The organism is Mesorhizobium album (genome assembly GCF_033977205.1).
In the GTDB taxonomy this organism is placed as follows: Bacteria; Pseudomonadota; Alphaproteobacteria; order Rhizobiales; family Rhizobiaceae; genus Mesorhizobium; species Mesorhizobium album.
This window is the reverse complement of the sequence record NZ_JAVIIW010000065.1, coordinates 20,795-31,008: the sequence shown is the minus strand read 5'-3', so window position 1 is coordinate 31,008 and position 10,214 is coordinate 20,795. Positions and strand designations below refer to the sequence as shown.

The 10,214-nt window shown below is 62.4% G+C and carries 10 protein-coding genes and 3 pseudogenes; 4 read left to right on the top strand and 9 right to left on the bottom strand.

Features of this window, described 5'->3' with window-relative positions; all coding sequences use genetic code 11:
• Window positions 1–284 precede the first annotated feature (284 nt).
• The 5 genes from RFN28_RS32020 to RFN28_RS32000 are packed head-to-tail and all read right to left on the bottom strand — an operon-like array spanning window position 285 to window position 4,791.
• Window positions 285–1,064, bottom strand: coding sequence for an ABC transporter ATP-binding protein (locus RFN28_RS32020; protein ID WP_430679372.1), 780 nt, complete (start codon window positions 1,062–1,064; stop codon window positions 285–287).
• On the bottom strand, window positions 1,061–1,789 hold the full coding sequence (locus RFN28_RS32015; protein ID WP_320291156.1) for an ABC transporter ATP-binding protein: 729 nt from the start codon (window positions 1,787–1,789) through the stop codon (window positions 1,061–1,063). The genes RFN28_RS32020 and RFN28_RS32015 overlap by 4 nt, the downstream gene beginning before the upstream one ends.
• On the bottom strand, window positions 1,786–2,733 hold the full coding sequence (locus tag RFN28_RS32010; RefSeq protein WP_320291155.1) for a branched-chain amino acid ABC transporter permease: 948 nt from the start codon (window positions 2,731–2,733) through the stop codon (window positions 1,786–1,788). The genes RFN28_RS32015 and RFN28_RS32010 overlap by 4 nt, the downstream gene beginning before the upstream one ends.
• Window positions 2,730–3,593, bottom strand: coding sequence for a branched-chain amino acid ABC transporter permease (locus RFN28_RS32005; protein ID WP_320291154.1), 864 nt, complete (start codon window positions 3,591–3,593; stop codon window positions 2,730–2,732). Before RFN28_RS32005 ends, RFN28_RS32010 begins: the two co-directional genes overlap by 4 nt.
• A gap of 28 nt (window positions 3,594–3,621) precedes the next feature.
• Entirely contained in the window at window positions 3,622–4,791 is a 1,170-nt protein-coding gene (locus RFN28_RS32000) for an amino acid ABC transporter substrate-binding protein (RefSeq protein ID WP_430679375.1), read from the bottom strand.
• Between the two features lie 232 nt (window positions 4,792–5,023).
• On the opposite strand from RFN28_RS32000, the pseudogene RFN28_RS31995 reads away from it, so the two are divergent.
• Window positions 5,024–5,147, top strand: a pseudogene (locus RFN28_RS31995) (integrase); the annotation flags it as partial.
• A gap of 88 nt (window positions 5,148–5,235) precedes the next feature.
• On the opposite strand, the gene RFN28_RS31990 reads toward RFN28_RS31995, so the two are convergent.
• Window positions 5,236–5,640 carry a type II toxin-antitoxin system VapC family toxin gene (locus tag RFN28_RS31990; RefSeq protein WP_320291153.1) on the bottom strand — a complete coding sequence of 135 codons (405 nt, stop codon included), beginning with the start codon at window positions 5,638–5,640 and terminating at the stop codon, window positions 5,236–5,238.
• Window positions 5,637–5,870, bottom strand: a complete 234-nt coding sequence (locus tag RFN28_RS31985; RefSeq protein ID WP_320291152.1) for an AbrB/MazE/SpoVT family DNA-binding domain-containing protein — start codon at window positions 5,868–5,870, stop codon at window positions 5,637–5,639. Before RFN28_RS31985 ends, RFN28_RS31990 begins: the two co-directional genes overlap by 4 nt.
• A 325-nt stretch (window positions 5,871–6,195) precedes the next feature.
• Between RFN28_RS31985 and RFN28_RS31980 the strand changes: the two genes are divergently transcribed.
• A complete protein-coding gene (locus tag RFN28_RS31980) occupies window positions 6,196–7,176 on the top strand; it encodes an MBL fold metallo-hydrolase (protein ID WP_320291151.1) in 981 nt (326 codons plus the stop codon).
• Between the two features lie 141 nt (window positions 7,177–7,317).
• Here the strand turns inward: RFN28_RS31980 and RFN28_RS31975 are convergent, their stop codons facing one another.
• Complete coding sequence (locus tag RFN28_RS31975) at window positions 7,318–7,827, bottom strand: EF-hand domain-containing protein (RefSeq protein ID WP_320291150.1); 510 nt, start codon at window positions 7,825–7,827, stop codon at window positions 7,318–7,320.
• A 293-nt stretch (window positions 7,828–8,120) separates the two neighbouring features.
• Between RFN28_RS31975 and RFN28_RS31970 the strand changes: the two are divergent.
• Both RFN28_RS31970 and RFN28_RS31965 read left to right on the top strand, forming a co-directional pair.
• Window positions 8,121–8,261: pseudogene (locus tag RFN28_RS31970) on the top strand (transposase); the annotation flags it as partial.
• A gap of 34 nt (window positions 8,262–8,295) precedes the next feature.
• Window positions 8,296–8,394: pseudogene (locus tag RFN28_RS31965) on the top strand (transposase); the annotation flags it as partial.
• A 356-nt stretch (window positions 8,395–8,750) separates the two neighbouring features.
• Here RFN28_RS31965 and RFN28_RS31960 read toward each other — a convergent pair.
• Window positions 8,751–10,121, bottom strand: a complete 1,371-nt coding sequence (locus RFN28_RS31960) for a chloride channel protein (RefSeq protein WP_320291149.1) — start codon at window positions 10,119–10,121, stop codon at window positions 8,751–8,753.
• Between the last annotated feature and the right edge of the window lie 93 nt (window positions 10,122–10,214).

The window sequence follows — 10,214 nt, the reverse complement described above, 5'->3', positions numbered from 1 at the left end:
ATCAATCGAAGAAACGGTGAGCGAGATTCCTGTGCGCATCCGGCAGACTCGCACACACACCGCCAAAGGGGAATCCCAAATCGGACTCTTCCGTTAGGTGGAAACCACTAGGACTAAGAACACTGCATTATATCGGAGCGTCTCCTGTCAATGAGCATCGAATTGGCTCGTACCAATTCTGGCAGTTACAGTCGATGTCACCAGCTTCCGAACGATCTTGTGCCGGGTTCCACTTTTGGCCTGGAGCGTTCATGGTTATCGGCAAGGCGATCGGGTCGCATCATCTACAGTCCGAGATACGCCCGACGCACCTGCGGGTCGTCGATCAGCGTCTTTGCCGCGCCATGGTGGACGATGCGGCCGGTTTCCATGACATAGCCGCGGTCGGCGCCCGACAGCGCCAGGTGCACGTCCTGCTCGACCAGCAGGATCGTGACGCCGTCTTGGCGGATTGCCGCCAGCACCTCCATCAACTGCTCGACTACCACGGGCGCGAGGCCAAGGCTCATCTCGTCGATCATCAGGAGCACCGGTGCCGCCATCAGCCCACGCCCCATGGCGCACATCTGCTGCTCGCCGCCCGACAGCGAGCCGGCAAGCTGTCGCCGACGCTCGCCAAGGCGCGGGAACAGGCCGTAGATGCGTTCGAGGTCCCGCCCGATCGCCTGGCCGTCGCCGCGCCTGTAGGCGCCCATCAGGAGATTGTCCTCGACACTCATCCGGTCGAAAAGCTGGCGGCCCTCCGGCACCTGCACCAGCCCTGCGCCGAACGCTTCGTCGGGCGTCATCGGCGAGAGGTCGCGGTCAGCGAACTCGATCGTGCCGGTCGAGCGGATAACCCGCGACAGCGCCCTCAGCAGCGTCGTCTTGCCGGCGCCGTTGCTGCCCACCAGCGCTACAATCTCGGCTTTGTTGACCTCCAGCGAGACCTCACGCAGCACCGGCATGCCGCCATAGCCAGCCCCGAGGCCGGACACCTTCAGCAGGGCCGCCGCATTGCTCGGCGTTCCCGCGGTCGCAACGCTTGCGCTGCGGCCGGCATTTGGCTCCCTCCTCCCGATCATGAGCGCCTCCTGCCGAGATAGGCCTCGACCACCGTGTGGTCGGCAAGTACCGCATCGGGCGCGCCGTCGGCGATCTTCACGCCGTGGTGCAGCACCAACAGCCGATCGGACAGGCTCTTGATCGCCTTGATGACATGCTCGATCACCAAGATCGAAATGCCGCTGTCGCGAAGCTTGCGAATGACGCCGATTACCTCGTCGATCTCGACATGGTTCAAGCCCGCCATTACCTCGTCGCACAAAAGCAGCTTCGGCTGCATGGCCAGCGCCTTGGCAAGTTCCAGCCGCTTGCGGCCTGGCCCGCCGAGCTCGTCGGCGCGCTGGCTAGCGAATCTGGCGAGACCGACGGAGTCGAGATGGCCTCGCGCCCGCTCGCGCGCCTCCGCCAGGCCACCTTCGTTGCGGCCGAACAGGGCGCCGACGGCAACATTGTCCAGCACTGAAAGGCCGGGAAACGGCCGCATGATCTGAAAAGTGCGGCCGATACCTAGCCGGGCACGGCGATAGGCCGGCAGCTTCGTGATCGACTGCCCCTCGAAGACGATGTCGCCCGAGCTCGGCGCAAGCGTGCCGCTGACCAGGCTGATCAGGGTCGTCTTGCCCGCGCCGTTGGGACCGATGATGCCGAGGATCTCGCCTTGCTCCAGTGTGAAGGAGACGTCATTGACGGCGACCAGCCCGGCGAAGCGACGCGTGGCATGGCAGATTTCCAGGATCGTGCTCATATGCGATGCGCCCGGATGTTCTCGGCGAAATAGCGCCAACCTGATTTGCGGAACCGCCGCACCACGTCGGCCAGCCCGCGCGGCATCAGCACCACGGCGGCGACCACGACCAGGCCAAAGAACAGGCTGGCCAGGCCGGTCACTTCGCTCGACAGCACCTCCGAGACAGCCGACAGTGCGAGCGCGCCGACGACCGGCCCGAGCACCGTGCCTGGGCCGCCGAACACCGCCATGATGATCATCTTGACGTTGAGGCTGATGTCGAAGGCGCTTTCGGGGTCGAGGAAGGTGATCCAGTATGCGTGGATGCCGCCGGCCAACGCGCAGAACACGCCCGAAAGCGCAAAGGCCAGCACCTTGTAGAGCGTTGTGTTGACACCCATCACCGCGGCCGCTTCCTCGTTCTCGCGGATGGCTATCAGCCCGAAGCCGAAGCGGCTCCGCGTCAGCCAGTAGATGGTGAGCGTCGCCAGCACCAGCAGGCCGAGTGCCAGCTCGTAGAACAGCGGATCGTTGTTGAGCGGCGGCAGCACCAGGCCGATGTTCTGGCCGGCGAGCTCGACATTGGAAACAATGGCGATCATCACCTGCGCCAGCGCCAGCGTGGCGATGGCGAAATAATGGCCCTTGAGTCTCAGCACCGGCAGGCCAAGCAGGAAGGCGAAGGCCACCGCCATCGCCAAGCCGAATGCCAACCCCGCGGCGAAGGGCAGTTCCCACTGCACCATGGCGATTGCCACGCCGTAGCTGCCTAGGCCATAGAACACCGAATTGCCGAAGGAGGCGTAGCCGGTATAGCCGCCGATGATGTTCCAGCCTTGCGCCAGCACGGCAAGCAGCAACGCGTTTATGCCGAACTGGACCAGCACGTCCGAGCCGAACCAGGGCGCGGCCGCCAGCACCGCCACCACCAGCGCGCAAAGGCCAATGCGCGCCGCGCTCATGCCGTTTTGCCGAGCAGGCCGCTCGGCCGCGCAATCAGCACCGCCACCAGCACGCCGAAGCTCGCCACGTCACCGAAGGTGGCGCCGATATAGAGCACGGCGAGCGACTCGATGATGCCGAGCACCAGACCCCCGACCAGCACGCCAAGGGGATCATCCAGCCCGCCGATGATGGCGATAGCGAAGCACTTTGCCGTCAGTGTCGCGCCAATATAGGGATTGATCTGCGAGACCGTGCCGTAGAGCCCTCCGGCAGTACCCGCAAGGCCGATGCCAATACCAAAGGTCACGGCATAGAGATGGCGCGGCTCCACTCCATAAAGCCGCGCCGCCGTCAGGTTCTGCGCTGTCGCTCTGATGGCGCGGCCGAGCCTGGTGCGCAGCAGAAACGCCCACATCGCTGCCGTCAGCGCCAGAGCCACGCCAAAGGCCATCAGCCGTGCCTGCGGCAGCGCCAGAGGCCCGAGCGCGATGCTGTTGCCGGCATAGGGCGGGTTGATGGTGCGGAAGTCGGCGGAAAAGGCAAGCTGCGCCAGATAGGTCAGCACCACTTCCAGCCCGAAGGTGATCAAGAGCGTGTTGAACATCGGCGCCCGCACCACGAGGTTTAACAGGCCTCGCTGCACGCCGTAGCCCAGCGCGAACATGACAACCGCGGTGAGCGGCAGGCCGATGAACGGGTCAATGCCGAGATAGTTGTAGAGGTGCCACGAGAGATAGGCCCCCAGCATGATGAAGGCGCCATGCGCAAGGTTGACGATGTTGAGCACGCCCCAGACCAGCGCAAGCCCGAGTGCCATGACGGCATAGAGGCCGCCGAGCAGCACACCGTTGATCAGGATTTGCGCGAGCAGGTTCAAGGTAGCCTCCGCCGACGGCTGACCAGGTCTAGCGCGCGTTCCAGGCCGGCATCGGATATTTCGGCTTCTCGATCAGTCCGTCCGGCCCATAGATCGCTTTGAGCTCGTTTCCCTGCACCTGGATCACAGTCTGCGGCAGGTCGATCTGACCGTTCTCGCCAAAGGCGATCTTGCCGTAGAGGCTGTCGAAATTGAGCTTGGCCAAGGCATCGCGCACCTTGGCCGGATCGGTGTCGCCAGCATTCTCGATGGCCTGCGCCAGCGCCTCGATATCGGCCGCGCCTGAGGCGGCGTGGTAGTCCGGATCGTAATTGAACTTGGCCTTATATTCCTTGGCGAAGGTGGCGGCATCGCCGAACCATCTGTCCTTGAGCTTGGCCGACGGCAGCCAGGCGGTCATGCCGAAGGCGTAGTCGGCGTCCGCGCCGAGCGCCTTGCGGAAATCCTCGCTCGGTACGCCGACAGTGAAGGAATACATTTTCGGGGCCACTGCCAGGCTCTTGGCCTGGCGCACGAAGTTGAGGATCTCGGTTTCGTGGCCGGCCACCAGCACGACCTCGGCGCCGTTGCTTTTGATCTGTGACAGGAGCGAATTGAAGTCACTGGCATTGGAGCTGTATTTTTCGTCCATGACGATGTTGAAGCCGGCCTCCTTGAGGAGCGGTCGCGTACCCTCTCCGACCGATACGTCGAAGGCATCGTCTGCATAGAGGAGTGCGACAGTCTTGGGTGCCGGCTGAAGCTCCTTCAGCATCTTGACGGTCGAGCCGAAATAGTTGCTGGCCGGCGCAAGCGTTCCAAATATATATTTGAATTTGCGTGAGAAAATCTGGTCTGACGCGCCGCCACCTTGGACCATCGGGACCTGGTATTTCTCCGACACGGCTGAATCCGCGAGCGCGAAGTTCGACGCGAACGGCCCGAGCAGCAGGGCGACCTTGTCCTTCGCGACGAGCTGCGTGTACTGCCTGACGCTCAAATTCACGTCCGACTGGTTGTCGTAGATCTTCAGTGCCAGCTTGCGTTTTTCGCCACCCACTCTGACCCCGCCCGCCGCGTTGATCTTCTCGATGGCGAATGTGTATGCGTCTTTGTAATAGCGGCCGGTATTGGCCGATGAACCGGTCAACTGCACTGAAGCGCCGAGGACGATGTCGTCCGCGGCCGCCGGCACGGCAGTGAATGCCGCGCTGGCCATGAGGGCGCCACCTAGCAGGGACATCATTCTGTTTGACATGGCGATTCCTCCCTACGAATGCTCTTCCCCTGAGCGGTTCACTTCGCAGGCTGAAATTTGCCACAACGGCCTACCTGTCGAATGCCTGCGTTAGCTGGGCTGTTCTTGAACATCCTTATCAAGAAATCTGGAGCTTAGATGCTTGAAGGCAATAGAGGCGCTGCGCACTCGTCTTAAGCAAACAAACTGCTTGATCCCGCGCGGACCGCTGTTCCGGCGCGTCTCCGGCCACGGCAAGGCGGTCGGTGCCGCAGCTGAATGACCAGGAGGTCGCCCGCCTGGTGAAACGCACCGCGCTTGCCGCCGGCGTGCGCGGCGCCGCCGCGACCGTTTCGGCGTCAACCTCACAAAAGCCTCCGCGTTTTTAGGCGCTGGAGAAGGCCTCTCCCCTGCCGCTGCGGCCGCTCACATATTCGGCGCAATCAGTTCCAGTGACGGAAAGTACGTCTGGTAGCGCCTCACATCGCGCGTCAGCAGCGGCACCTGGGCGACAGCCGCATGCGCACCAATGAAGAAGTCGGGCAGCACACCGGTCCTCGATCCACCGGCCCGCCGATATTGTGTAAAGACCTTGCCCGCCAGAAATAGCGCGGCACGCGGCATTGAAGTCATTTCGAGCCCCGCCCCGTCGACAAACGCCTCAAGATGCTCGATGCGTTCATACCGAACAGCAAGCTCAGCATAAACCGCGTCATTGATCAGCAAAGGCCCATCAAGGCTCGCTGCTTCAAGCTGAGATAGCGACCAATCCGCCCACTTCGGATCGTCGGTGACAAGATCGAGGAGTACGTTGGTGTCGACGAGCGTCACGTTTCACCACGAGTGAGCGCCATGATCGCGTCGGTATCGAGCCCGTTGCCGGCATGGCCACGCAATTTGGCGAAGCGGCTTGCGGGCTGCTTATTGTCGGCGCGCGCGAGCACCACGCTGCCATCGGCGGCGCGTCGGAAATCGACCTTGCTCCCAGGAACGATCCCGAGAAGATCACGAACCGGCTTCGGAATGGTCACCTGTCCCTTGGCTGTGACAGTGGTGGTCATGTTCGCTCCTTGGTAATACCGTATTCTAAGCAGGTATTACACAGAACGTCAATTTTGAACCCTGGTTGGTCGAGTTGATTGGCGGACGCCGCCATCCGATCGGTTATTCTCATTCTGTGCAATTGGAATCCGCGTCATAGACGACCGCTCTGGCACTGCGAATGGCCGCCAACCCACAAAATCGCGTCTTCTCCGACATTGGCAGCTTGTTCTTCAGCCCATTTGGAGCGCCGTTTCCGCTCGCTAATGTGGTAGACTTTATCCTCGGCCTGAGGACGCATAGCTCGGAAGAGAGTCTCGTGCGGCCGAACGAGGGAAACCGCCTATGCCCACTTTGCAGCCCGTGGATCGGTTGGAATTTCAGATCCTGATCGACAATCTGACCGATAGCTTGTCCACGGCCCCGCCGAATGTCACGCTTGAGTGGACGGCACTTATGCGGGCTGGCATGCGACAATTGTCCGGCCGCTGCCAATGTTGTGCGAATCACGGCTTGGCAGTCGTCGTCAAAGCGTTTCGCGGCGCGGCGAGCCGCGTTGTTCTGTTCGATGCCGGTCCGGTGGAGTTCGCGGTCGAATACAATGGGACCCGGCTGGGCATCGACTTCGCCAGCGTCGATGCTGTGGTGCTCTCGCACGGGCACTGGGACCACGCCGGCGGGCTGCCGATTGCGTTTGACCTCATCACCAAAGCAAACGGCGGCCGCGCGATTCCCTGCTATTTGCACCCCGGCATGTTCCGCCAGCGCGCCTTGCCGCTCACGGGCGGCGGATTACTTCCCATCCGCGAGATCCCCTCGCCGGACGATCTCGCTGCGAAGGGAGCCGTCCCGGTCGTCACGACTGAGGCGCAAGTCCTGCTCGACGATATGTTTCTAGTCAGCGGCGAGATTCCCCGCATGACGAGCTACGAGAAGGGGTTCCCCGGCCACAAGCGGCGGAGCGAGGACGGCCAATCTTGGGAAGATGATCCGCTCATCATGGACGAGCGCTTTCTGGCCGTTCACGTGGGCGGCAAAGGCATTGTCGTACTCACGGCCTGCTCGCACGCAGGTATCATCAACGTTCTCAAACATGCGCAGTCCAGTTTCCCGGCGATCCCGCTCTATGCTGTTGCTGGCGGCTTCCACTTGGCGGGCGGCAACGAGAAGATCATTGCCGAATCCGTGCGCGACATCGGAACGTTCGGTCTTACCTTGATCGCGCCGGGCCATTGCACGGGCTGGCGGGCGGTGAATGCCCTCGCGAACGCCTATGGTGACAGCACCGTGGCACCCTTGGCCGTCGGAAAGATATTCGCAATCTGACGCGCGAGCATTCCAAACGTGAGGCCTCGACTTCAGCTCCTGGCCCTTCGCGTCATTCAGCTGCGCTGCAGAATTTGGTTGCTGTCGGTGCATAGCGGACTCTGGCAAGCCGTCCGCCCGGCAGATTTACGGGTTCACGGCCTAGTTTGCCTCCTCGCCACTCGGCCTGTGGAAGAATGATTGGATTTCGTCCATGTCGACACTGTTATCACCGTTCTCGTCGACGGCGTTGAATATGCGTCCTATGAAATCCTGAACCTCGGTCCGCGAAAGCGTGCCGTCGCCGTCGGCGTCAATTATGGCGAATATCATTCGCATGGCTGCGCCGTGCATCATCCCGGCTTCCATACCGCGCTCCCCCATCATCCGGCCCCCTTCAGGCGGGCCCATTTTGTAGTTGCGATGCCAGTGGTCGCCGCCGCGCTGTTCTGGTCGCGGACCCCGATCTTCACGCATTCTTTCTTGCATCATCTCACTCATCATCTGGCGCATCATTTCACGCATCGACTCTTGGCTCTGTCCGCTTGTCCCAGGTGGCTGTTGCTGCTCCTGTATTGGTGCGGTGGGCGCAGGTGCGGCATTGGTCTGGGCGAGCGCAGGCGAAGCACATATCGCCAGCACCACTGAAGCAACGGCTGTGGTTTTGCTCATCGCTTTCTCCTTTGATTTGAGCGGGTAGCTCGAATGTTTCGGCATTCGGAACAAACCCGCTGCTCACTCTTGGGTTCCCACCGGGGTGTGACGCCGCTGGTGGTCTCGATCGCCTGAGCACCTTGGCGGCAGGCATACCACGCGGCGCTCTGCACGTTCGGAGATAGTGTGCTGAGAGCTCTGCAAATTCGCTGAGAGAGGGCGGTCATGGCAGGCTCACATGGGGAAGCGCCGTCAAGTGGGATTAGCTTGTCGTATCGATGCCCTTTCAAATTATGGGATCCAGGTTGAGCGAGTGCACACCGGAGCGTCTCGGTTACCGTTTAGGCCATTACGGCCGCACCCTGATCACCCGTGTGGGCAAGCTGGAGTTGCGGGTGCCGCAGGATCGCGCCGACCGCTTCTCCACCGAGTTGTTCGAGCACTACCAGCGCCTATCGTCGCGAAGGCGCCGACCGGCAGCAGCTCATGACGCTTGGCCCCGACGAGTTCATCCGCCGCTTCCTGCTCCACGTGTTGCCAAAGGGATTGCACCGCATCCGGCATTGCGGCCATGGCGCTCCAGGGATTTTGCCGAGCGCGTCGCCCTTCGAGGCACGGCTGTCGCTCCGGCCGAATTCTTCGCGGTGAACCGGTCCAGCTTTCCTCAGGGCATTCGCGTCAGCCTGGCCGCCACCCGCACGACAGGGCAGTTGAAACTCGGTCTGAAGGCGGTCGCCGAGGTGCTCGACGAGGTTCCGGACAATTTAAGGTTCGAGAACTATTACTGACAAAGCCGCCAGATCGAGATTCGGCGCACAAGGAAATTGCGGTGCTAACGCGGAGTGTGCAGGCTCAATGTCCGGACTCGTATGCAATACGCGAGGCGACGTTGCGCGATGCGCCTTATTCTTTCTGAGACTTGAGCGCCCTTCCGGAAGGACTCAAATCCCGGTTGAAGCGATGGAGCTAGGCGCGTCGACATCTCTAGCTCTTCGCCGTCGGATTGCCTCGGCGATGAACACCCGCGACAGTGCATGATAAAGTGGCTCGTTCGAAATCAACCGCGCCGTGCCATAGCCCAGGACTGCGGCGCACATCAGTGCGATGACATTGTCGTGGTTCCCCGTCATTTCGAGGATAATCACGAACGCTGTCATCGGGGCCTGAACGACGCCGGCGAAATAGCCGGCCATGCCGAGCAGGGCCGCAGTGCCGGTTGCAGCGCCGAGGATGAGGCCGAGCGTGCTGCCGAGACCGGCGCCGACCGCTAGCGACGGCGCGAAGATGCCGCCCGGAATGCCCGAGACCATCGATAGCAGGCCGGCCGCGAATTTTTCGACGAAGAAGAAAGCCGGCAGCGGCGCGCCTTCGATCGCGCCGCGCGCCTGCGCATAGCCGGTGCCGAAGGTGAGGCCGCCAGATGCGGACCCGATTACGGCCACCGCCAGCCCGCAAATGCCCGCTACGAGCAGTGTGCGCGAGAGCGGCTGCAGCGCGTTCCAGCGGCGGATGCGGCGCATGGCCTTTAGCGCCAGCAGCGAAAATAGCGCACCGACGCCGCCCCCGATGATGCCGCAGGCGAGCACCAGCGGCCAGTCGCTGGCGAAGTCGACTGTCTCCCTGGCGAGGCCAAAATAGGTGTAGTTGCCGAGCAGACCCAGCGAGGCCAGGCCAGCGAGGATCACTGCGGTCAGCACGAGCCCGTTGGTGCGTGACTCGTAGGCTCGGCCCATCTCCTCGATAGCGAAGACGATGCCAGCGAGCGGCGTGTTGAAGGCGGCCGCGATGCCCGCAGCAGAGCCAGCAAGAATCAGTCCGCGCGCCTGCGCCATGCCGCCCCAGCGCGCCGCCTGTAGCATCAACGAGGCACCGATCTGCACGGTCGGACCTTCACGGCCGATGGAGGCACCGCAGAACAGGCCGATGACGGTGAGCGCGATCTTGCCCATCACCAGCCTGAGCGACAGGATATGGCTGCGGTCCTCGTCGTCGCGCAGATGCCGCGCCGCGATCGCCTGCGGAATGCCGCTGCCTTGCGAGCCCGGGAAGAATTCATGTGCAAGCCAGGCGCACAGCACGAAGCCCAGTGGCGTCATGACCAGCGGCACATAGAAGCGCCACTCGCCCTGGCTGCCGATAACGACATGGAACAGCGCCTGCGCCTGGTCGGCAAGCAGCGCGAACAGCACGCTGATCAGTCCGATCGAGATGGCGCCCGCCCAGAAGACAAGCCGCGGCTGCCAGACGCGCCGCGACACCCACATCGCCTGCGAGCGGCGCAGCATCGGGTGCTTTCGCGAAATGCCTACCATGTGGGGTCCTTAATGATCGATCGACCTGGCCTAGCACACCCTCAAGGCCGATCAACCTGCGAGGTTAGGTCACGTTGCTGTGAAGCTGTAACA

Excerpts from the sequence above, each read along its gene's own strand:
- RFN28_RS32020 (WP_430679372.1), bottom strand. The coding sequence starts at position 1,064 with ATGATCGGGAGGAGGGAGCCAAATGCCGGCCGCAGCGCAAGCGTTGCG.
- RFN28_RS32015 (WP_320291156.1), bottom strand. The coding sequence starts at position 1,789 with ATGAGCACGATCCTGGAAATCTGCCATGCCACGCGTCGCTTCGCCGGG.
- RFN28_RS32010 (WP_320291155.1), bottom strand. The coding sequence starts at position 2,733 with ATGAGCGCGGCGCGCATTGGCCTTTGCGCGCTGGTGGTGGCGGTGCTG.
- RFN28_RS32000 (WP_430679375.1), bottom strand. The coding sequence starts at position 4,791 with ATGGCCAGCGCGGCATTCACTGCCGTGCCGGCGGCCGCGGACGACATC.
- RFN28_RS31985 (WP_320291152.1), bottom strand. The coding sequence starts at position 5,870 with ATGACCACCACTGTCACAGCCAAGGGACAGGTGACCATTCCGAAGCCG.
- RFN28_RS31980 (WP_320291151.1), top strand. The coding sequence starts at position 6,196 with ATGCCCACTTTGCAGCCCGTGGATCGGTTGGAATTTCAGATCCTGATC.
- RFN28_RS31975 (WP_320291150.1), bottom strand. The coding sequence starts at position 7,827 with ATGAGCAAAACCACAGCCGTTGCTTCAGTGGTGCTGGCGATATGTGCT.
- RFN28_RS31960 (WP_320291149.1), bottom strand. The coding sequence starts at position 10,121 with ATGGTAGGCATTTCGCGAAAGCACCCGATGCTGCGCCGCTCGCAGGCG.